This is a genomic window from Pseudenemella bisphenolivorans, assembly GCF_051133435.1.
Taxonomy (GTDB): Bacteria; Actinomycetota; Actinomycetes; order Propionibacteriales; family Propionibacteriaceae; genus JAAYAO01.
This window is the reverse complement of record NZ_JBPGNY010000005.1, coordinates 51,777-73,269: the sequence shown is the minus strand read 5'-3', so window position 1 is coordinate 73,269 and position 21,493 is coordinate 51,777. Positions and strand designations below refer to the sequence as shown.

Sequence of the window (21,493 nt, the reverse complement as noted above, 5' to 3'; positions counted from 1 at the left end):
TCCGACACTTTCGATCGCCTCCCGGCCGGACCAACCCGAAGCCGGTGCGAAAAACCCTTCGAACCGGCGAGACTCCGTTTGTTAGCGTGTGCGGTCATGACCTCTGCTGCGCCCCGTGCCGATCGGCATGCCTTCGAACGCACCCATCACGGCGATACCTTCGTGGACCACTACGAGTGGCTGCGCGACGGTGAGGCCCCCGAAGTACAGGCCTATCTGAACGCCGAGAACGAGTTCACCGACCGGGTCACCGCCGACCTGGCCGAGGCCCGGGAAACCTTCTTCAACGACATCGTGGCGCGCACCAAGCAGACCGACCTGTCGGTGGCCTCCTGGATCACCCACTTCACACCCGAACCGCGTCCCTACTGGTACTACTCCCGCACCGTCGAAGGACAGGAGTACCGGATTCACGCCCGGGTACCAGCCGCTGACCGCGACACCCCGCCCGACCCCGAGATCGGGATCCCCGCCGATGAAGAAGTCTTCTTCGACGGCAACGCCGAGGCCGCCGGGCACGACTTCTTCTCGCTCGGCGATTGCGACCCCTCCCCCGACGGCACCCGCCTGGCCTACTCGGTCGACACCGAGGGCAACGAGCGGTACACCCTGCGCTTCCGCACCATGTCGGGTGATCATGCCTGGCCCGAGGTCATTGCCGACACCGCCGGCGGTATCGCCTGGGCGGGCAATGACGTCGTCTTCTACACGGTCACCGATGAGGCGTGGCGTCCACACCGGGTGTTGCGGCATGTGATCGGCACCGACCCGGCCGAGGACGTGGTGGTCTTCACCGAGCCCGACGACAAGTTCTGGGTATCGGTGGGCAACTCCCGCGACGGTGACTGGGTGGTGATCGATTCCTCCAGCAAGATCAGCTCCGAGGTGCACCTGGTGCCCACCGCCGAACCCGAGGCCGAACCGCACCTGGTCGCACCGCGGCGCCATGGAATCGAGTACTCGGTCGAACCGGCCGGCGACCGGCTGCTGATCGTGCACAACGACCGGGCCGTCGACTTCGCCCTGGCCGAAGCCCCGCTCGATGCGACCGGCCCCGAACAGTGGCGCGAACTGATCGCCGAGCGCCGCGGGGTGCGACTGCTGGACGTGGCCGCCCACCGGGGCCACGCGGTGCTGTCACTGCGCACCGACGGGCTGAGCGCGATCCGGGTGCTGCCGCGCACCGAGGCCGGTGACCTCGACCTTACCGACCACGACGGATACCCGGGCCGTGCCATCGAGGTGGACGAACCGATCCGCGTCCTGTCGGCGGTCGAAGAACACGATTACGACTCCGACCGGGTGCGTTTCCACCACATGTCACTGATCACCCCGCCCCGGATCAGCGAAGTGGACCTGATCTCGGGCACCACCTCGGTGCTGCGCGAGACCCCGGTGCTCGACCACCCCGAACACGGCCCCTACCGGCCCGAGGACTACGTCCAGGAACGACTCTGGGCCACCGCCGCCGACGGCACCCGCATCCCGATCTCGCTGGTGCGTCGCGCCGATACCCCGCCCGGGCCCGCGCCGCTGGTGCTGTACGGCTACGGCGCCTACGAAATCCCGATGGAGCCGACCTTCCTCACCTGGCGGATCTCGCTGCTCGATCAGGGCATCACCTGGGCCATCGCCCACATTCGCGGTGGCGGTGAGCTGGGCCGCTCGTGGTACGAGGACGGCAAGTTCGCGGCCAAGCCGAACACCTTCAGCGACTTCGTCGACTGCGCCCGGTTCCTGGTCGATTCCGGCTACACCACCCCCGATCGCCTCGGTGCCATCGGTGGCTCGGCCGGTGGGTTGTTGATGGGGGCGGTGGCCAACCTCGCCCCCGACCTGTTCCGCGCCATCCTGGCCCCGGTGCCCTTCGTCGACCCGCTGACCTCGATTCTCGATCCGTCCCTGCCGCTGACGGTGATCGAATGGGACGAGTGGGGCAATCCGCTGGAGGACCCCGAGATCTACGCGGTGATGAAGTCGTACACCCCCTACGAGAACCTGCGTCCGGTGCGGTATCCGGCGATTCTGGCCGCCACCAGCTTCCACGACACCCGGGTGCTGTTCGTCGAACCGGCCAAGTGGGTGGCCGCGCTGCGGCACACCGCCACCAACCCCGACGAGGAGATTTTGTTGCGGGTGGAGATGTCGGCCGGCCACGGCGGGGTGAGTGGTCGATACCAGGCGTGGCGGCAGATGGCCTTCGAGATGACCTGGCTGATCGACCGGATCACCGGGGACGACCCTGAAAGCCCCGCCGGAACTATTCAGGGTTAGCTCAGGGACGATCGGGAATCTTCTCGCCCTCGGCAGGCGTTGTACTGACTGAGTCATTGCGAGAGGAGCCATTCGTGGCACAGCACCGAGTTCGATCGACCGACGGTATCGACGGTAAGGACGCAGTGGGCCTGTACCTGCACGGCATCGCGCAGACCCCCCTGCTGACGGCCGCCGAGGAGGTCGAGCTGGCCCGCACCATCGAGGCGGGCCTATATGCCCAGAAACTGCTCGACCGGCAGGTCGACCCCGCCGAGCGTGGCCCCGATCCGGTGGAGGCCACCGAGGAGGAGTTGACCGCCCTGGTCGAGGCGGGTCACCGTGCGATGCGCCGGTTCATCAATGCCAACCTGCGGCTGGTGGTCTCGGTCGCCCGCCGCTACAGCCGCTCCCAGATGCCCTTGCTGGATCTGGTGCAGGAGGGCAACACCGGCCTGATCCGTGCGGTGGAGAAGTTCGACTACACCAAGGGATTCAAGTTCTCGACCTACGCCACCTGGTGGGTGCGACAGTCGATCAGCCGCGGCATCGCCCAGCAGGGACGGATCGTGCGCCTGCCGGTGCATGTCGCCGAGCAGGTCAACCAGGTCAATGCGATCCGCCGCAAGCTGGAACTCGAACTCGGCCGCGAGGTCGAGGTCGAGGAGATTGCCGCCGAGATGGACATCGAGGTCGACCGGGTACTGGACCTGATTCGCTACGGACGCGACCACCTGAGCCTCGATGCCCCCGTCGAGGAGGACGGTGACACCGCCCTGGGCGACCTGATCGCCCGCGAGCCGATGCCCGGCCCCGACGAGATGGTGATCAACAGCGACGAGCGGGCCCGGCTGGAGTCGATGCTGGAAACCCTCGATGAGCGTTCGGCCGATGTGGTGCGTCGCCGCTACGGCCTGCTGGACGGACGCCAGGCCCGGTTGGCTGATATCGGTCAGGTCTGGGGTATCACCGCCGAGCGGGTGCGCCAGATCGAACGGCACGCCATCTCGCAGTTGCGCAGCGCCGAGAGCGAAATGGCTGCCTGAGTCTTTCCCCCTCCCCAACCAGCAGTGGCCGGGCCCCATCGGGCTCGGCCACTGCTGTGTTCAGGTTCGGGTCGCGGTGTCGGTCATTCCCTGCCGGTCAACCGCAGGAGACCTTCCTGGGCGACCGAGGCAACCAGTTCGTCGTTCTGGAACAACATGCCGAACGACAAACCCACCCCGCGCGAGGCCGAGGGCGAGATCTGGTCGTAGAGCAACCATTCGCCGGCGTTGAACGGTCGGTGGAACCACATCGAGTGATCCAGCGAGGCCGCAGCCAGGGAGCGTTGCCCGATCATCAGGTGGTGCGGCACGGTGGCCGCCGACAACAGGGTCAGGTCCGAAAAATAGGCCAGAGCGGCCTCGTGCAGGTGCGGCCCCTCGGGCATCCCGGGCACCCGTACCCAGAAGCGTTGCCCGGCCGGGTGCGGGGCATTGGACGGGGCGGCCGACTCCCGGTTCGACCCGATGTAGCGCACCTCCAACACCCCGAACTCGCGCTGCCATTCCTCATCGCGTTCGGCGCTGCGTCCCATCGCCTCGGCCAGCGGCGGGCAGTCCTCGGGGGCGGGTACCTCGAGCCGTCCCGGGTCGGCGTGATCGAGCCCCTCCTCGTCCACGTGGAAGGACATGCTGGCGGTGAAGATCACCTTGCCGCCCTGGCGGGCGACCACCCGGCGGGTCGAGAACGACCGTCCGTTGCGGGTGTTCTCGGTGTCGTAGATCATCGGGATATCGGTGCGCCCGGGCAGCAGGAAGTAGGCGTGCAGCGAGTGCAGGTGACGGTCTTCGGGCACCGTGCGTGATCCGGCCACCAAGGCCTGCCCCAGCACCTGACCGCCGAAGGCACGCTGCATCTGGGTGACCGGCTGGTGCCCTCGGAACAGTCCCACCTCGATCTCTTCCAGGTCGAGCAGGGTGAGCAATTGGTCGAGAGTGGCTGGCATGGTTCGTCTCCTGACTGGCGATCTGAGGGCAACTTATCGCGCCCCGTCCCCGCCGCGGCATCAGCCCGGCAGGATCGCGACGAACCGGGCTATGCGTCCGAACCGGACTGTGTGTGCGAACCGGTCTGTGCGCAACCGGACTATGTGTCGGGATCGGTGTCGGGTTGTTCGGCCAGGAAGCGCTGGAACTCGGCCGCCAACTCGTCCCCGCTGGGCACCTGCGGTTCAGTGACCTCGTCGTACTGCTCCTCGAGGGCGGCAACAACCTCCTGGGCCTCGGGTGAGTTGCTGAGTTCCTCATCGATCTGGCTGCGATTGAACACCGCGGCATCGGTCAAGCCGGCCAGGGGTATGCCCAGCCCGGTCAGCCCCAGCAGTTTGGTCAGCCCCACCTCGGCGGCCTCCAGATAGGCGGTTTGGGCCAGGTAGTGCGGCACGTGCACGAAGTGCCCGGCGGCGGGAATGTCGTTGCGGCCCAGGGTGTATTGCAGGAAGCCGTTGAAGGAGCCGGGTACCTCGACATTGGCCCAGCGATCGGAGAGATCCTCGGTGGCCAGCAGGTCGGGTTGCGAGGCGTGCGCGGTGACCCCCAGCGGTCGGGTGTGCGGCACCCCCATCGGGGCTCCGGCGACGGTGGCGGCCAGCCGCACGTCGAGGTCGTGGCAAAGCTGGGTCACCGCGGCGGCGGTCCGCTCCCATTGGACGGCCGGTTCGGTGCCGCGCAACAACAGGAACGGTTCGCCGTGGTCGTCGATCAGCCGGTGAATCCGCAGTTTCGGCAAGCTGACCGACTCCCAGGAATTCTGGTGGAAGACCATCGTCGGGCGCCGGGCCCGGTAATCGTGCAGTTGGTCGTGGTCGAACTCGACCAGCACCTCGTGGTCGCACTGCTCCATCAGGTGGGCGTCGATCACCGTGCCCACCTGGCCGCCGTCGATGAATCCCTCCGTCAGATGCACCAACACCGGACGGTGTCCGGCCAGGCCGGCGCGGATGTCCTCGTCAACGGTGAACAGGTCACGGGGATCCAACATGTGATCCAGCCTACTGGCCCAGACGCGTTGCCGGGGGTATTCGGTCTAGGCCCAGCGCGTGGGGGCGGCTTCGATCGCCTTGCGCAGTCGCTTGGCCGAGACCGGCACCCGGGTGCCCAACTGTTGGGCGAACAGGCTGACCCGGTATTCCTCCAGCAACCAGCCGACCTCGGCAACCTCGGTCGGTACCGGGCCGGGTGGGAACCCGTCCAGCAGCTCGGCGTAGCGGTCGTCGGCGGTCAGGAAGAGGTCGAGTTGCTGGGTGTCGCGGGCCTGTCCCCCGTTGCGCCAGGCATTGATCCGGTGCTCGGCGGCGCGCAAGTAGACCGCCAGTCGTTCGAAGTGCACCGCCGGGGTGGCGGTGAGAAAGCCGGGATAGATCAGATCGTCCAGCCAACGGCTCAGGTCGGTGTGCAGATCGCTGCCCTGCGGCACCTCGGCGAGCCCATTGCGCACCGCGGTGGCATGGCGCAGAATCTCGGCGGTTTCGGCCACCACCTCACGCATCCGGGACGGAACATCCGGGCGGATCTGTTCGCGCAACCGTTCGAACTCGGCCCGGGTGCGTACCCGTGCCAGATCGGTGTGAGTCGGATCGGTGTGAGTCTCAGCGCAGTCGGCCACCGCCTTCAACCGGGCATCGGCCAGCAGCGCGGGCACCTCCGGATAGGGATTGTCGGCCAGGGACAACTTGTCGGTGTTGGACAGGTGGGCCACCACCCACATGGTCGGATCGGGGGTGGTCAACGCGAGCAGTCGGCGCACCCCGCCACGGTGGGTGATCGCGGCCCGGCCGCGGTTGTCGCCGACCACCACGTCCACCCCGGTACCCCGGTCGGCCAGGGCCGGATAACCCACCGCTCCCCCGCTGCTGCGGGCCTCGGCGGGCAGGTCGTCGAAGGTCCAGTCGGTGGCACCGGTGACCTGCGCGGTGTGCTGCTTCCTGCCCGGACGGGCCGCGCCGCCCGGCAACAGGGCGGTGAGTGAGGCGCTCACCTTCTCGGCCAACCGGTCGCGCAGTTCCAGCAGGTTCTTGCCGCGAGCGAGCTCCTTGCCGTCAGGATCGGTAACCACGAAACCGACCTGCAGGTGCTCGGGCAACGGATGGGTACCCCACGCCTCGTCCGGGACCTCCACCCCGGTGAGGGTGCGCAGGGCCCCGCCGAGTGCCTCGGGCAGGGTGGTCTCGGTGCGGTCGGGGTTGCGTTCGTGCACCAGGCTGAGCGCCCGGGTCGCGACGTCGGGGGCGGGCACGAAGTTCGTGCGCAGTTGTTTGGGTAGGGATTTGATCAGCGCCACCGCGAGTTCGCCGCGCAGTCCGGGAACCTGCCAGGTGAACGGTTGGGGTGGGATCTGGTTCAGCAGCCGCAGGTCGATGCGCACCGTCACCCCATCGTGGCCCGCCCCCGGTGACCAGACATAGGCCACCGGCAGTTCGTGCTCTCCCACCGGCCAACGGTCGGGAAAGTCGGAGGTGTCGACGTCCTCACCGAGCAGCAGATCCATGGTGAGGTCGAGCAGGCCGTCGTCGCCGTGTTCGCGCCACCAGGTGTCGAAGGTGGCTCCGGAGGTGACCGTGTCGGGCAGCCGGTCGTCGTAGAAGGCGTACAGCACCTCGTCGTCGGCGACCACGCCGCGGCGCCGGGTGCGTTCCTCGACCTCGGCGGCTTCGATGCGCAGGTCTGCGTTGTGGCTGAAGAACCGATGCCGGGTGCGCCACTGTTGTTCGACCAGGCCGGTGCGGATGAACACCTCGCGCGCCACCCGGGGGTTCACCTTGGTGTAGTCGACGCGGCGGTCGGCGACGATCGGCACGCCCAGCAGGGTGACCCGTTCGGCGGCGACGACCTTGCCGGTTTGGGCCGAAAAGTGCGGTTCGCCGTAGGAGCGTTTCACCAGATGGCGGCCGGCCTCCTCCACCCAGCGGGGTTCGATGCCGGTCACGGTGCGCGCCCACAGCCGGGTCGTTTCGACGATCTCGGCGGCCATCACCAACTCCGGGGGCTTCTTGGCCACCGCCGACCCTGGGTTGATCGCGAACTGGGTGCCGCGGGCGCCGGTGTACGTGCGCGGCCCGCGCCGGCGAGGCGCGCCGCGTTGTCCCTTGGCCGGACGGGGTTCGGTGGCTTCGGCCAGGCCGATATTGGACAGCAGGCCGGTGAGCAGGGCCCGGTGGATCCGGTCGGGGTCGTTGCGGGTGCCCGACTTGCGCAGCCCGAGTTCGCGGGTGATCTCGCGCAGTTGGGCGTGCAGGTCCTGCCACTCCCTGATCCGGACGAAGTTGAGGTATTCGGCGCGGCAGCGTTTCCGGAACTGGTTGCCCGAGACCTCGCGGCGCAGGTTCTCCAGGTACTGCCACAGTCGCAACCAGGCGATGAAATCCGAGCCGTCGGTCTCCACGGTCTCGTCGGGTCGGGTCGGCATCGGCGCCCAGAACCGGCGGTGCATCGCCTCGGCGGCCTCACGTTCCTCGGTCGGGCGCTCCCGCGGGTCCTGAATCGCCATCCCGGCGACGATCACCAGCACATCTGCCAGGCAGTCGAGGTGGTCGGCGGCCACCAGCATCCGGGCCAACCGGGGATCGACCGGCATCCGTGAGAGCAGTTGCCCGGTCTTGGTCAGCCGCGGCCCGGACGGTTCGGCTCCACGTTCACTGCGTCCCGCATCGCGGGTGTCATCGTCGCCGGCTCGGCCGTCGCGGCGCCGGCCACGGCCCTTGCGGTCGCGGGGGCCCCGTTTGCCATGGGACAGCGCGCCGAGTTCGTCCAGCAGCCGCAGGCCGTCGGTGATGCGGGCGTGGTCGGGGGCCTCGACGAAGGGGAAATCGGCGATGTCGCCGAGCCGGGCATCAGCCATCCGCAGGATCACCGAGGCCAGGTTGGTGCGCAGGATCTCGGGATCGGTGTACTCCGGACGGGACTCGAAGTCCTCCTCGGAGTAGAGCCGGATACACACCCCCGGCGCCACCCGTCCGCACCGGCCGGCGCGCTGGTTGGCCGAGGCCTGTGAGATCGGTTCGATCGGCAGCCGCTGCACCTTGGTGCGGGCCGAGTAGCGGCTGATTCGGGCGGTGCCGACATCGACCACCGAGCGGATGCCGGGCACGGTCAGGGAGGTTTCGGCGACGTTGGTGGCGACCACGATGCGCTGCCCCGGGTGGGGGGCGAAGATGCGTTGTTGCTCGGCTGCCGACAGGCGGGCGAACAGCGGCACCACTTCGACGTCCCAGGGTTGGGCGTGAATGGCCTCCATCGCGTCACGGATCTCGCGCTCGCCGGAGCAGAACACCAGCACATCGCCGCGTTCGGTGCGGCGCAGTTCGGTCAGGGCTTCGACGATGCCGTCGGTCTGGTCGCGGTCGTCCAGTGGCCGGTAGCGGATCTCGACCGGGTAGCTGCGGCCGGCGACCTCGATCACCGGGGCGTCGTCGAAATGTTCGGCGAATCGGGTGGTGTCGATCGTCGCCGACGTGATCAGCACCTTGAGGTCGGGGCGGCGCGGCAGGAGTTGTTTCAGGTAGCCGAGCAGGAAATCGATGTTGAGGCTGCGTTCGTGGGCCTCGTCGATGATGATCGTGTCGTAGCGGCGCAGGTCACGGTCGTGGCTGATCTCGGCCAGCAGCACCCCGTCGGTCATCACCTTGAGCCGGGTGTCGCGTCCGGTTTGTCGGGTGAACCGCACCTGGTAGCCGACCAGCTCGCCCAGTTCGGTGTCGAGTTCGGCCGCGATCCGGGTGGCCACGCTGCGGGCGGCGATCCGGCGCGGCTGGGTGTGCCCGATCGAGGTACGTCCCAGTTGCAGGCAGATCTTGGGCAGCTGGGTGGTCTTCCCCGATCCGGTTTCGCCGGCCACCACCACCACTTGGTGGTGCCGGATCGCTTCGGCGATGTCGTCGACCCATGCCGTGATCGGCAGGTCGGGGTCGTACTCGATGCGTGTTGTGGCGCTCACTCAGGACTTCTGCGGGCGCACCAGCGCCAGCGGGCAGTTCGAGTGCGCCATCAGCGCGCGCACCACCGCGCCCACCCCGAATCCGGCGATGGTGTGCACCCCGACGTAGAGGAGGTCGAGTTCGGCGCTGCGCGAGGTGAGCTCGGGTACCGGGTGGCCCGGGATCAGCTTCACCTGCAGTCGTACCTGCGGGTACTGCCGACGCAACGGTGCGATCAGTTCTTCGACGCCCTCTTCGACGGCCTTCTGGTGTTCGCCACCCTCGGCCTTGTCGCTCCAGTCGGCGAAGAAGTGGTTCGGCGGCTGCCAGGCGTGGATCACCTCGAGTTCGGACCCGCGCAGGGAGGCTTCCTCGAAAGCGGCCTCCACGGCGGCCTTACCGCGATGGGTGTTGTCGACGCCGACCCCGATCCGGCCGAACTGGCCGGTCTTCTCCGGCATATTGGCCGCCGAGATCATGATCACCGGGCACTTGGAGGTCGCAGCCACGCCCACCGAGGTGGAGCCGACGAAGAGCCGTTCCAGGCCGGAGATCGAACGCCGACCGACCACCATCAGGTCGGCCTTCTCCGACAGCCGGGCCAGCACCCCACCGGGGTTGCCCATCACCACGTCGGAATGCACCCGCTCGTGCGGGAAGCCGCTGCCGATGATCTTCTGGCGGGCCTCCTCCAGCACATTGCGGCCGGCTTCCTGCAGGGCGGTCGGGTCGTAGACCACGCCCCAAGCGCCTGCCAGTACCGCATCGTCGACCGCATGCACGATCCACAGGTCGGAACCACGGTGTTCGGCCGTGCGCTGAGCGTAGGTCAGGGCCCGCATCGAGTCATCGGATCCGTCCACACCGACCAGAACTCTGGGTCGTTCACTCATGATGGGTCCTTCCGTGGTTTTGCATGTCTTCCACCATTGTTCCCGAAGTGCGCGCCCTACCGGGGAGAGACTCTCACTTCTCGACGAGTCGTCCCGATACCTCGGTGATGGTCAGTGCGATCCACAGGTCGCGGTGGTCGTCCACCCACGGTTGGGGGTCGGGGCCGTCATGGGGTTGGGGGACGCCGCTGGCGCCCTGGGCGAGTACCGCCCAACCGGTTTGGGTTTCGGTGTCGATGTCATCGATCTGGAAGGCGACCCGGCGTCCGGAGGCCAACGAGGCGAGGGCGCCGCCGCCGATGGTGCGGAACACCACCCGATCGTCGTCCAGCACATAGTTGACCGGCAGCACCTGCACGCCGTCCTCGCCCGACCAGGCAACCCGTCCCACATTCTGGGTGCGCAACAGTTCCCAGCACTCGGCTTCGGCCAAGGTTTCGAAGGTGCCGTCGAAGACGTCCACCTCGGTTTCCTTCTCGTCCACGGGTAGGATCACGCCTCCTCGAAAGTGGTACGTCCACCCAGCTTACTGGCCAGTTCTTCGTCGATGCCGTCGGCCACCTCGGAAATCAGGTGCACCGCTTGGTGCAAGTGGGCCGGGACGAAGGGGTGGGCGAAGACCGACAGGGTGACGAACACCCGGTCGCGAATGAGATGGAATTTCACCATTCGGGCATCGGCGTTGAGGTCGTTGAGCACCTCGGCGGCCCGGGACCGTCCGGTCACGTCGTGCACCACCGCGGAGAACAGGATGACCTCGCGGTAATCGGCCGAGATGCGCACGAACAGCATCGTGGAGCCGACCCGCAGCGCGAAGTCGCCCTCGTCGTCGCGCACCGGGGAGTGGCCGAACATCTGGGTCAGTTCGGTGTCGATCAGCTCTTCGAGGTGCTGGGAGGTGCGCGGCACCGTGGCCTCGATGTCGTCGGCGTCGAAGGGGGTCTGGGCCACCTCGTCGGCCGGTGCCGGCTGCAGGATCTCGGCAAGTTGGTCGGGGGCCAGGAAGACCGGATGCTGCACCAGAAACACGTCGCGCAGGGTCTGCACCGTCAGCACGGCCAGGTCGTGAGCGCGCTCCTGGGGTTGGACGGTCCAGAAATTGCGGTTCGGGTGCTCGCCCTCGGTGGTCGGGTCCGACCAGCCCAGTTCCGACATCGCGTCCAGTTGTTCGTTGCTGAGCTGCCAGGTCTCGCCCAGGGAGGCGTTGCTCGTGGCGGTGACCAGCAGGGTGTCGCGGTCCAGAGCGTGAAAGCGGACGTAGGGCACCTCGTCGGCCCCCACCGCGACACAACCGATGGTCAGGTCCTCGGTGTCGTCGATCACCGAGATCACGTCGGCCAGCCGTTCGGTGAAGGCCGCCCACGACTGCGCCGTGCTGCGGTCGAGGTCGAAATCGTCGTACTCGGGCATCTGGTCCTCTCCCTTGCTGCCCATGACGCTAGCGCACTTGTCCCAGCCGATGTATCAGTGCAACAGCACCGCGATGATGAACATCGAGGCGATGGAACCGATGGTGGTCAAGAACACGGTGTCGCGGGCCAACACCAGGGCACGGTTGTAGGTGGCCGCCACCACGAAGACATTCTGGGCGGTGGGCAGGCCGGCGATCACGGTGACCGCGAGCACCTCGGCGGGCCCCAGGTGCCAGATGTGGGCGGCGAGAAGGTAGCCGATCAACGGTTGCACGATCAGCTTCAGGGCCACGATGCTGCCGACCTGCACCATCGGCTCACCCCGTCCGGGGCGCGGGCCCAGGCGCAGCGACATGCCGAAGGCCAGAAGGTTCATCGGTACGGCCAAATCACCCAGCAGGCCCAGGGAATCGTTGATCACCACCGGTAGCCGCAAGCCGGTCACCGCGAGCAGCAAACCGACGATCGCGCCGACCGTGATCGGGTTGCGGAAGGGCCGGGTCAGCACACTGAACGGTGTGAGTTTCTCGCGTCGTTCCCGGGCCAGGGTGAGGTCCAGCACGGTGAGGCCGAGGGGTTGCAGGAAGAGCACCTGGGTGAGCAGCATCGGCAGCACCGCGGTGACGTCACCGATCACATAGGCAGCGATCGGCAGGCCGAGGTTCGCGGCGTTGACATAGGACGAGGAGAAGGCGCCGATCACCAGGTCGGGCAGGCTGCGTTTCCACACCAGCCGGCCCAGCAACAGCCAGATGATCGCCACCGCGGCCACCGACCCGATCGAGGCACCGAGTTGGTGGGTGAACAGGGTGCGCAGGTCGGCCTTGGCCAGCATCATCGCGACCAGGGCGGGGGTGGCCACCATGAACGACACTTGGGCGAAGAGCCGCTGGCCCTTGGCGTCGGCGATGCCCACGTGCGCCAGCACCATGCCGACCACGATCACGACACCGACCACTCCGAAGCCGGTCAGGACTCCCTGCACCGGCTCATCGTAAGCCAGCGGACGAGTTGCTCAGTTCTGCTGCACATCGGCGGGCGGCAGGTTCAGCCCGACCCGTTGGGCCACCTCGGGGGCACCGACCACCACCAGGGTGTCGATCGCCCGGGAGCAGCCCACGTAGAACCGTTCGGTGGCCCGGTCGCGGGTCTCGTCCTCATTGATGCACAGCACGACCGTCGGCCGTTCCAGACCCTTGCAGCCCAGCACGTGACCGTGGAAGACATCCTCGGCGGCGAAGAATGCCTCCCAGTAGCCGTCCGGGCCGAGGTGGCGTTGGCGTTCCACCTGCTGCGGATGCCGCGACCCGGTGGTCAGCACCAGGATGTCGCCGGCCGCCACCCCGGAATTGCGCAGCCGTTGCACCTGACGGTCGGTCTCGTCCAGCACGCCGGTGGTGCCGGAGGCGACGAACCGGACGGCCGGACCCTGCTTCTCGGGCAGACCGGCGTCGGCCAACAGCGGTGCGAAGGTGGCGGCGATCTGGCCGGTGTTGCGCAGGTTCTGGTCCAGGCTGATCGGTACCAGGGGCAGCGGTGGCGGGGCGTAGCGGTCGTACAGGTGCCGGTTCGGGTCGCGGTAGACGAAGAATCCGCCATGTACTTCGTCGCGCAGCGCCGCGATCAGTGGCGGCCACCACAGGTCGGCGATGTCGTGGCCGTCGTCGACCACGATCGAGTCGAAGCGGTCCGCCGGTGCCAGGCGCAAGACCCTCGAGCCCACCTGTTCGGGAAACTCCCGTTCCCAGAAGTCGGAGTCGGTGCGGTCCGCGCCCGACACGCCCCAACTGCGGCCGAGTTCTTCGAAGGTGCCGACGAAGGCAGGCCGTTCGGCAGCAGGCGCAGCGGCGACCGCCCGTTTGAGGTGTTCACCGTGGCCGATCGAGTAACACACCAGCGCGACCCGCTGGGCCGGCGTGCCGGGACGTCCGCGGGTCAGTTCCCGGGCCTGGGTGAGGGCCAGGGTGGATTTGCCGGTACCGGCGGTGCCGCGGATCTCGGCCCGCGGAATGTGCCGCAGAGTGCGCAGTACCCGGGCCTGGTCGGCGGTCAGCCGGGTGACCAGGGCCGGTGGCCCCTCGGGGCCGTGCTCGACCGGGCGGGGTTGACGTCCGCTGAGAATCTCGATGATCAGTTCGACCTCGTCGGCCTGCGGGGGCCGTCCGTTGTGGTGGTCGTGCACCAGGATCTCGCGCAGCCGACTGCCCAGGTATTGCTGGTCGCCGGCACCGTGCACACCGGTGCGCGGGCAGTCGGGCATCGCGAAGTCGGAGGAGAACTCGGCATCGGGGGCGATCAGGCAGTGCTGGAAGCGCAATTGGCGACCGTTCCATCGGGGGTCGTCGGCCACATATTTGCGCACGGCGAACTTGTTTCCCAGGGCGTGCCCGATCGGGGTGATCCGGTGGTCGCCGCGATCATCGAGCAGGTACCAATCGTTGCCCTTGACGAAGACCCGACCACCCTGCACTTCGACCACCATGATGCCGACGCCGGGCATCAGCACCACGAAGTCGATCTGGTGGTCCTGTTGCGGGCCGATCAGGTTCACGTCGGTCAGCACCACGTCCTCGGGACGCAGTTGGTGCACCAGACGCTGCCACACCGCCCGCTGGGTTCGCGTGGCGAACGTCGGTTGAGCAGGGACGGACCGGGCTGCCATGCCTCCATCCTGTCCCAGGGACTAGTCGCTGTCACCCATCGCCGCGCCGGTATCCGCGTCCGGGTCGACCATCACCAGCATCATGTGGCTGGGTTCGTCGGCGATCAGGGCGTGCCGCTCCCCCGGGGCCAGGTAGAGCAGGTCACCGGCGACCATCGCATGCTCCTCGCCCGCAGCGGTGAACCGGATCGCCCCGGTCAGCAGTTGCACCACCACCGCCCGCGGTGAGGCGTGCTCGGTCAGTTGCTCACCGGTGTCGAAGGCGAAGGTCACCACCCGCAACAGCGGATTGTTCACCAGCACCCGGCTGGTGATCGACTCCTTGGTGACCGGCAGGTCCGCCAGCACCTTCAGCTGGGCCACAGTCCGATCCAGCGGCGTTGATTGCTTGGCCATCGGGGTGCCTCCTCAAGGTCGGGGACTCGATGCTAGACCTGCGATATCTGTACTTGAACGACGCCACGGCCGGCCCGGATTTCGCCCGGCGGCAACCCTCGGAATCGGCTGGTAACTTCGATGCGTGCCATCCCACGCTGCCACCACCGAGCGACCCCTCACAGCGGGCCTGGTCGTCTGGCACCTGCTCGGCATCACACTCGCTTGGGGCTCGACCTGGGTGTTGGCCCGGGTTGCCCTGGGCAGCAGAACCGGCCAGTGGCTGGACGAACGAGCCCTGCAGGCAGCCCATGCCCTGTGGGGGACGAGCACCTCGCAGGTCGTCGGTTCGTTGCGGTCGGCCCTGGACATGTTGCCGACCGCCGCGTTGGTGGTCGGGGCGATCGCCGTGGTGGTGTTCACCCTGCGCAGCCGCCGGGCACTCCCGGCGTTAGTCGGCATCAGCACCTTCGCCGCCTCCCTGATCTCGGTGCAGATCCTGAAGCGCTGGATCCTGGACAAGCCGGACTTCGCGATTCACGAAGCCGCGCTCAACTCCTTTCCATCCGGGCACACCGCCCTGGCCGCCGCGGCCGGGCTGGTGGTCGTGCTGGCCTCCCCCGCCCGCTACCGTCCGGTGACCGGGCTGCTCGCTGCTGTGGTGTCGGCGCTGACCGGAGCGTCCACGGTGATCAATGCCTGGCACCGGCCCTCCGATGCGATCGCGGCGATCCTGATCACCTGTGGCTGGGGCCTGCTGGGGGGACTGTTCCTGTGCAGCACCACCGGACGGGGTTCCAACGCACCCACCCGCTTCCTCGCCCTGTGGCTGACCGCGCTGGGGGTGGTGGCGATGGCTATCGCCGGCGGCCTGGCCTGGTTGGCCTGGCCCGCCGGTGCCGCGGAGACCGCCCTGCTCGCCGGGATGTTCGCGATCGTTGCTGGGGCGGCCCTCAGTTGGGGCCTGTTGACCCTGATTCTGCAACACCGCTGAGCCGCAACCGCTACGTCCGACCCCGGTGCGGCCGGGTCGCCGGCCAGAACCCGGGCCAGGGCCGGTAATGGTTTCCCGCCCAGCGGGTTGGTTCCTCCCGGGTGGTGAGGTGGCTGCCTACCGTGTGGTCTCATGAACACTGCCGCGGTCCGCTCCACCATCCGGTTCACCTTCGCCCTGCCCGACCCCGATCCGGTGAAACAGTCGGATTACTACCGGGCCGCGCGGGAGATGATCCATTGGGGTGACAAGCGCGGTTTGAGTTTCGTCAGCGTCGATGAGCACCACGCCACCGGCTTCGGCTGGTCACCCAATCCGATCCTGGAAGCCGGGATGATCCTGGCCGGTACCGAGAAGGTACGGGCGATCGCCGCGGCCGCGCTGGCGCCGCTGTGGAACCCGGTGCGGTTCGCCGAGGACGTCGCCGTGGTCGACCAGATGACCCAGGGACGGCTGATCGTCCACTTCGGCCTCGGCTACCGGCCGATCGAGTACGCCGCGATGGGCCAGAACTTCAAGCGCCGCGGCAAACTGATGGACGAGTTCCTCGACGTGGTGCTCAAGGCCTGGAGCGGTGAGCCGTTCGAGCTGAACGGCGAGATGGTGTCGATCAGCCCGCTCCCCTACACCCAGCCCCATCCGCCGATCTTCGTCGGCGGGTCGGTGCCGGCCACCGTCGACCGGGCGATCAAGTATCGGTTGCCGCTGAACCTGCCCGATTACCTGCCCGAGTTGCGTGACGACTACGTGCGGCGGGCTGAGGAAGCCGGCTTCCAGCCGGTGGTCACGATGGTGCCCGAACGCCGCCCGGGCATGGTGTTGCTGCACGAGGATCCCGAGAAGGCCTGGGATGTGCTCGGTGAGCACCTGATGTGGGAGGCGATCAACTACGGCGCCTGGGCCCGCGGGGCCGATGTGCGATCGGTGATGCACGTGGCGGATGCGATGACCATCGACGATGTGAAGGCGTCCGGACGCTATGTGGTGATGACCCCCGACGAGGCGGTGCAGATGCTGACCGCCCCGGATTCGGACCGGATGATCGCGATGCACCCGCTGGTCGGCGGCATGCCGCTGGACGAGGCCTGGAAGTCGGTGCACCTGCTCACCGACGAGGTACTCCCCCGCGTCGCGGCACACCGCAACGACTGAGGGGTCAGTGGGCAGTCGCCTGCGGGTCGGGAATCGCCGACATCATTGCGATCGTCCCGTCGGTGTTGAACTCGAAGATATCGGCCGAGGCGAAGGGCTCACGGCCCTCGACCTGCACCCGCAACATCATGTTCGCGTAGCGGCCGAGCACCGTGATCGGGGTGTGCAGGCTGACCCGGAAGGGTGCGTTCGCGCTCTTGGCGTAGAAGGAGCGAATCTCCTCGTGCCCGCGGTATTCGGCGATTCCCCAGGGTTCGCGCAGCACTGCGTCGGGGGCGAACAGGGCGACGGTCTCGTCCACGGCCTTGCGGTCGACCGCCTCGACATAACGCTCGATCACATCGACGATCACGTCACGGCTGGGGGCGTCACTCATCGGGTTCCTCCTGGTTTGATGGCCTTTCGCCCGACCCTAATCGCAAGGTCACCGCAGCGACCGGATCGTCCCACCCTCCTTTTCGCTCCCGGATTAGGCGGTCGTCGGAGCCTAGTGTTGGGTCCGTGCGTTCCTACGAAGAGCTTGTGGCCGAGGCCAACGATGCCGACGTCACGGGCTGGGGGTTCGACTGGCTGAACGGTCGAGCGACGGAGGAACGACCCCCATGGGGATTCGCCACGCTGCTGGCGGAGCGGCTTTCCGAGGCCGAGAACGCGCTGGATATCGATACCGGCGGTGGCGAGGTCGTCAATGAGGCTCCGCACCTTCCCGCGCGGATGACCGTCACCGAGTCCTGGCCACCCAACGTCGAGCGCGCCCGCCGAATCCTGGAGCCACGCGGTGTGAACGTCGTGCAGACCCGGCAGAACGAGCCCCTACCGTTTCCCGACGCGACCTTCGACCTGGTGACTGCCCGCCACCCGGTCACACCGAACTGGAGTGAGATTCACCGGGTGCTGCAACCGGGCGGACACTATGTCGCCCAACATGTCGGCCCGGCGTCCGCGTTCGAACTCATCGAGTTCTTCCTGGGCCCACTTCTGGCTGAACGGACGGCCCGCGACCCCGAACTGGAAGCCACCGAAGCGCGGGCGGCCGGCCTCACGATCGAGCGGTTGTCGACCGCGCGATGCCGGATGGAGATCTTCGACATCGGGGCCGTCGTCTGGCTCCTGCGCAAGTGCGTGTGGTGGGTCCCCGGCTTCACCGTGGCGAGGTTTGACGACAAGTTGCGCGAACTCGATGCTCGGCTTCGAGCCGGTCACCCATTCGTCGCGCACTCCACCCGGCACCTCATCGACGCCCGCCGTTAAGACCTATCCCGCTCCTGCAACCCGTACTCGTTCCTGCGTCACGTAGTAGGCCACGCAGGAGGGAGTACGGGTTGCATGTGCGAGAAAAGACAGTGGGTCCCCCGTACCGCGAACGGACGGGGGACCCACTGGTCGGATCGGATCAGCTGCAGCCGCTGGTCGAGCCGCAGCCCTCGCAGACGTAGCACGAACCGCTCGGACGCATCTTGGTGCCGCAGGTGAAGCACAGCGGTGCGTCCACGGTGTTACCCGAGATGGTCTCGAGCAACTCGGCGGTGGTGTGCGCCTCGACCGGGGCCGTGCGGGTGGTCGCCGCTTCGGTCACCGGGGCCGGGGTGTCGGCCTTGAGCTCTTCGGCCTCGGTCTTCGCCTCCGGCTCGGCCGGGGCCTGGTACTGGCCGGTTTCGACGTGGCGGGCACGCTCCTCGGCGGAGTAAATGCCGAGTTCGGCACGCTCGTCGAAGGACAGGTAATCCAGCGCCAGGCGACGGAAGATGTAGTCCATGATCGACTGGGCGATCCGGATGTCCGGGTCGTCGGTCATCCCGGCCGGCTCGAACTTCAGGTTGGTGAACTTCTGCACGAAGCTCTCCAACGGCACGCCGTACTGCAGACCGATCGAGACCGCGATCGAGAAGGCGTCCATCACACCCGACAGGGTCGAACCCTGCTTGCCGAGCTTCAGGAAGACCTCACCCAGGCCGTTGTCGGGGTAGGAGCCCGAGGTCATGTAACCCTCGGCGCCACCGACGGTGAACGAGGTGGTCAGGCTCGGCCGCGACTTCGGCAGCCGCTTGCGGATCGGACGGTACTCGATCTGCACCGGGGTTTCGGCGTCCTCGGTCTTGGCCTTGGCATCCGACAGTGGCTGGCCGACCTTGCAGTTGTCGCGGTAGACCGCCAGCGCCTTCAGTCCGAGCTTCCAGCCCTGCATGTAGACGTCGGCGATTTCCTCGACCGTGGCGGTCTCGGGCAGGTTCACCGTCTTCGAGATCGCACCCGACAGGAAGGGCTGCACCGCGGCCATCATCCGCACGTGCCCCATCGGCTTGATCGCCCGCTGGCCCATCGCGCAGTCGAAGACCTCGTAATGCTCCGGCTTGAGCCCGGGCGCATCGATCACGTGACCGTTCTCGGCGATGTACTCGATGATCGCCTCGGCGGTCTCGTCGGCGTAGCCCAGCATCTGCAGGGCACGGCTGACGGTGTTGTTGACGATCTGCAGCGAGCCGCCGCCGACCAGCTTCTTGAACTTGACCAGCGAGAAGTCCGGCTCCACACCGGTGGTGTCGCAGTCCATCATGAACCCGATCGTGCCGGTCGGGGCCAACACCGAGGCCTGGGCGTTGCGGAAGCCGTTCTTGGCACCCAGCTTGATCACCTGGTCCCATTCCTTGGCGGCCAGCTTGTGCACCTCGGAGTCGGTGGAGCCGATCACGCGCAGGGCGTCGTTGGCGGCCTGATGCTTGCGCATCACCCGCTGGTGGGCCTCGGAGTTGCGCTGGTAGCCCTCGTAGGGGCCGACCACGCCGGCCAGTTCGGCCGAGCGACGGTACGAGGTGCCGGTCATCAGCGAGGTGATCGCCGCGGCGACCGCCCGGCCGCCCTCTGAGTCGTAGCCGTGGCCGGTGGCCATCAACAGCGCGCCGAGGTTGGCGTAGCCGATGCCGAGCTGGCGGTAGGCACGGGTGGTCTCACCGATCGACTCGGTCGGGAAGTCGGCGAAGCAGATCGAGATGTCCATCGCGGTGATGATCAGCTCGACGGCCTTGACGAACTTGTCGGCGGCCCAGGTGCCGTCGTCGTTGAGGAACTTCAGCAGGTTCAGGCTGGCCAGGTTGCACGAGGAGTTGTCCAGGCTCATGTACTCCGAGCAGGGGTTGGACGCGGTGATCCGTCCCGACTCGGGGTTGGTGTGCCAGTCGTTGATCGTGTCGTCGTACTGGATGCCGGGGTCGGCGCACTCCCAGGCGGCCTTGGCGATCTTGCCGAACAGGTCGCGGGCGTCGACGGTATCGATCACCTCACCGGTCATTCGGGCGCGCAGGCCGAACTCGGTGCCGTCCTCGACCGCGGTCATGAACTCGTCGGAGACCCGCACCGAGTTGTTGGCGTTCTGGTACTGCACCGAGACGATGTCCTTGCCGCCCAGGTCCATGTCGAAGCCGGCATCGCGCAGAGCGCGGATCTTGTCCTCTTCGCGGGCCTTGGTTTCGACGAACTCCTCGATATCGGGATGGTCGACGTCCAGCACGACCATCTTGGCCGCGCGACGGGTGGCGCCGCCGGACTTGATGGTGCCGGCCGAGGCGTCGGCGCCGCGCATGAACGACACCGGTCCCGAGGCGGTGCCGCCGGAGCTGAGCAGTTCCTTCGACGAACGAATCCGCGAGAGGTTCAGTCCGGCGCCCGAGCCGCCCTTGAAGATGAAGCCCTCTTCCTTGTACCAGTTCAGGATCGAGTCCATCGAGTCGTCGACGGAGAGGATGAAGCAGGCCGACACCTGCTGCGGCGCGGCGGTACCCACGTTGAACCACACCGGGGAGTTGAAGCTGAAGTACTGGTGGGTGAGCATCCACACCAGCTCGTGCTCGAAGATCTCGGCGTCGGCGGCGGTGGCGAAGTAGCCGTTGTCCTCGCCGGCCTTGCGGTAGGTCTTGACCACCCGATCGACCAGTTGCCGCAGGCTCCACTCGCGGGCTTCACTACCCACCGCACCCCGGAAGTACTTGGTGGTGACGATGGTCGAGGCGTTCATCGACCAGAAGTCGGGGAACTCCGCGCCACGCTGCTCGAAGACCGTCTCGCCGGTCTTCCAGTTGGTTTGGACGATGTCACGTCGTTCCCAGGTGATCTCGTCGTAGGGGTGGACACCTTCGGTGGTGAAAACGCGCTCAATGGTCAGCCCGGCGCCCTTGCGGTTGCCGCGCTTGGCCGAACTACGGACGGTTTCGGTCATTTGAGTGCCTCTCTGCGCCCGAATGGCGCCGGTGTGGGTGGTGGGATTACGACGGAATCGATGTGCTGTGCTCTACCCGCAGCAGAGCGATTTCGTTCTCGAAATCTTCGATCGTTTCGAACTGGCGGTACACACTGGCGAACCGCAGATAGGCGATCGGGTCGAGCTGACGCAGCGGGCCCAGAATGGCCAACCCCACCTCATCGGCGGGCACCACGGCCTTACCCAGGGCGCGCAGGTTCGCCTCGACCTGCTCGCCCAGTTTTGCCAGATCCGCGTCACTGACCGGACGGCCCTTGCAGGCCTTGCGGACTCCGGCGATCACTTTGTCGCGGCGGAAGGGCTCGTTGACCCCGCTGCGCTTGCAAATCACCAGTTGGATCTGCTCGGTGGTGGTGAAGCGTTGTCCGCATTCGGGGCACTGCCGTCGGCGCCGGATGCTGGCGCCGTCTTCGGAGGTGCGCGAGTCGAGAACACGCGAGTCGTTGTGCTGGCAATAGGGGCAGAACATGCCTCGCGCGCTCCTTTCTGGGGACAAACTTCGGGATAACCCTGTTGGGACTGTTGTGCACTTCGTGTGGAGAATA

At 67.3% G+C, this 21,493-nt stretch carries 17 protein-coding genes; 5 read left to right on the top strand and 12 right to left on the bottom strand.

Features of this window, described 5'->3' with window-relative positions:
• The first annotated feature begins 96 nt into the window (after positions 1 to 96).
• Both ACR4XW_RS12580 and ACR4XW_RS12575 read left to right on the top strand, forming a co-directional pair.
• Positions 97 to 2,274, top strand: coding sequence for a S9 family peptidase (locus ACR4XW_RS12580; protein ID WP_434760908.1), 2,178 nt, complete (start codon positions 97 to 99; stop codon positions 2,272 to 2,274).
• 74 nt (positions 2,275 to 2,348) lie between these two features.
• Entirely contained in the window at positions 2,349 to 3,299 is a 951-nt protein-coding gene (locus tag ACR4XW_RS12575; RefSeq protein WP_434760907.1) for a sigma-70 family RNA polymerase sigma factor, read from the top strand.
• 83 nt (positions 3,300 to 3,382) lie between these two features.
• On the opposite strand, the gene ACR4XW_RS12570 is transcribed toward ACR4XW_RS12575, so the two are convergent.
• The 9 genes from ACR4XW_RS12570 to ACR4XW_RS12530 form a co-directional block, all read right to left on the bottom strand.
• Positions 3,383 to 4,243: an acyl-CoA thioesterase gene (locus tag ACR4XW_RS12570; protein WP_434760906.1), complete on the bottom strand. Its 861-nt coding sequence runs from the start codon at positions 4,241 to 4,243 to the stop codon at positions 3,383 to 3,385.
• Between the two features lie 140 nt (positions 4,244 to 4,383).
• Positions 4,384 to 5,277: a proteasome assembly chaperone family protein gene (locus tag ACR4XW_RS12565; RefSeq protein WP_434760905.1), complete on the bottom strand. Its 894-nt coding sequence runs from the start codon at positions 5,275 to 5,277 to the stop codon at positions 4,384 to 4,386.
• A 45-nt stretch (positions 5,278 to 5,322) separates the two neighbouring features.
• Entirely contained in the window at positions 5,323 to 9,228 is a 3,906-nt protein-coding gene (hrpA, locus tag ACR4XW_RS12560) for an ATP-dependent RNA helicase HrpA (RefSeq protein WP_434760904.1), read from the bottom strand.
• A complete protein-coding gene (locus tag ACR4XW_RS12555; RefSeq protein ID WP_434760903.1) occupies positions 9,229 to 10,101 on the bottom strand; it encodes a universal stress protein in 873 nt (290 codons plus the stop codon).
• 73 nt (positions 10,102 to 10,174) lie between these two features.
• Complete coding sequence (locus ACR4XW_RS12550) at positions 10,175 to 10,597, bottom strand: pyridoxamine 5'-phosphate oxidase family protein (RefSeq protein WP_434760902.1); 423 nt, start codon at positions 10,595 to 10,597, stop codon at positions 10,175 to 10,177.
• Positions 10,594 to 11,535, bottom strand: coding sequence for a T3SS (YopN, CesT) and YbjN peptide-binding chaperone 1 (locus ACR4XW_RS12545; RefSeq protein ID WP_434760901.1), 942 nt, complete (start codon positions 11,533 to 11,535; stop codon positions 10,594 to 10,596). Before ACR4XW_RS12545 ends, ACR4XW_RS12550 begins: the two co-directional genes overlap by 4 nt.
• Positions 11,536 to 11,565: 30 nt before the next feature.
• Positions 11,566 to 12,498 (bottom strand): AEC family transporter, encoded by a 933-nt coding sequence (locus ACR4XW_RS12540; RefSeq protein WP_434760900.1) that lies wholly within the window; start codon positions 12,496 to 12,498, stop codon positions 11,566 to 11,568.
• A 30-nt stretch (positions 12,499 to 12,528) separates the two neighbouring features.
• Entirely contained in the window at positions 12,529 to 14,118 is a 1,590-nt protein-coding gene (locus ACR4XW_RS12535) for a nuclease-related domain-containing DEAD/DEAH box helicase (protein WP_434760899.1), read from the bottom strand.
• A gap of 78 nt (positions 14,119 to 14,196) precedes the next feature.
• On the bottom strand, positions 14,197 to 14,571 hold the full coding sequence (locus ACR4XW_RS12530) for a cupin domain-containing protein (protein ID WP_434760898.1): 375 nt from the start codon (positions 14,569 to 14,571) through the stop codon (positions 14,197 to 14,199).
• Positions 14,572 to 14,695: 124 nt separating this feature from the next.
• On the opposite strand from ACR4XW_RS12530, the gene ACR4XW_RS12525 reads away from it, so the two are divergent.
• Positions 14,696 to 15,544, top strand: a complete 849-nt coding sequence (locus ACR4XW_RS12525) for a phosphatase PAP2 family protein (protein ID WP_434760897.1) — start codon at positions 14,696 to 14,698, stop codon at positions 15,542 to 15,544.
• A 132-nt stretch (positions 15,545 to 15,676) separates the two neighbouring features.
• Positions 15,677 to 16,696 (top strand): LLM class flavin-dependent oxidoreductase, encoded by a 1,020-nt coding sequence (locus ACR4XW_RS12520; RefSeq protein WP_434760896.1) that lies wholly within the window; start codon positions 15,677 to 15,679, stop codon positions 16,694 to 16,696.
• A gap of 4 nt (positions 16,697 to 16,700) precedes the next feature.
• Here ACR4XW_RS12520 and ACR4XW_RS12515 read toward each other — a convergent pair whose 3' ends face one another.
• The gene (locus ACR4XW_RS12515; RefSeq protein WP_434760895.1) at positions 16,701 to 17,072 is read right to left on the bottom strand and encodes a nuclear transport factor 2 family protein; all 372 of its coding nucleotides are present in this window, start codon (positions 17,070 to 17,072) and stop codon (positions 16,701 to 16,703) included.
• Positions 17,073 to 17,218: 146 nt separating this feature from the next.
• On the opposite strand from ACR4XW_RS12515, the gene ACR4XW_RS12510 reads away from it, so the two are divergent.
• Positions 17,219 to 17,947, top strand: a complete 729-nt coding sequence (locus tag ACR4XW_RS12510) for a class I SAM-dependent methyltransferase (protein ID WP_434760894.1) — start codon at positions 17,219 to 17,221, stop codon at positions 17,945 to 17,947.
• A 142-nt stretch (positions 17,948 to 18,089) separates the two neighbouring features.
• On the opposite strand, the gene ACR4XW_RS12505 is transcribed toward ACR4XW_RS12510, so the two are convergent.
• Both ACR4XW_RS12505 and nrdR read right to left on the bottom strand, forming a co-directional pair.
• Positions 18,090 to 20,906: a vitamin B12-dependent ribonucleotide reductase gene (locus ACR4XW_RS12505; protein WP_434760893.1), complete on the bottom strand. Its 2,817-nt coding sequence runs from the start codon at positions 20,904 to 20,906 to the stop codon at positions 18,090 to 18,092.
• 46 nt (positions 20,907 to 20,952) lie between these two features.
• On the bottom strand, positions 20,953 to 21,417 hold the full coding sequence (gene nrdR / locus ACR4XW_RS12500) for a transcriptional regulator NrdR (RefSeq protein WP_434760892.1): 465 nt from the start codon (positions 21,415 to 21,417) through the stop codon (positions 20,953 to 20,955).
• Positions 21,418 to 21,493 lie beyond the last annotated feature (76 nt).

Coding starts and splice junctions, on each gene's coding strand:
- ACR4XW_RS12580 (WP_434760908.1), top strand. CDS start 97: ATGACCTCTGCTGCGCCCCGTGCCGATCGGCATGCCTTCGAACGCACC.
- ACR4XW_RS12570 (WP_434760906.1), bottom strand. CDS start 4,243: ATGCCAGCCACTCTCGACCAATTGCTCACCCTGCTCGACCTGGAAGAG.
- ACR4XW_RS12565 (WP_434760905.1), bottom strand. CDS start 5,277: ATGTTGGATCCCCGTGACCTGTTCACCGTTGACGAGGACATCCGCGCC.
- ACR4XW_RS12555 (WP_434760903.1), bottom strand. CDS start 10,101: ATGAGTGAACGACCCAGAGTTCTGGTCGGTGTGGACGGATCCGATGAC.
- ACR4XW_RS12545 (WP_434760901.1), bottom strand. CDS start 11,535: ATGGGCAGCAAGGGAGAGGACCAGATGCCCGAGTACGACGATTTCGAC.
- ACR4XW_RS12530 (WP_434760898.1), bottom strand. CDS start 14,571: ATGGCCAAGCAATCAACGCCGCTGGATCGGACTGTGGCCCAGCTGAAG.
- ACR4XW_RS12520 (WP_434760896.1), top strand. CDS start 15,677: ATGAACACTGCCGCGGTCCGCTCCACCATCCGGTTCACCTTCGCCCTG.
- ACR4XW_RS12515 (WP_434760895.1), bottom strand. CDS start 17,072: ATGAGTGACGCCCCCAGCCGTGACGTGATCGTCGATGTGATCGAGCGT.
- ACR4XW_RS12505 (WP_434760893.1), bottom strand. CDS start 20,906: ATGACCGAAACCGTCCGTAGTTCGGCCAAGCGCGGCAACCGCAAGGGC.
- nrdR (WP_434760892.1), bottom strand. CDS start 21,417: ATGTTCTGCCCCTATTGCCAGCACAACGACTCGCGTGTTCTCGACTCG.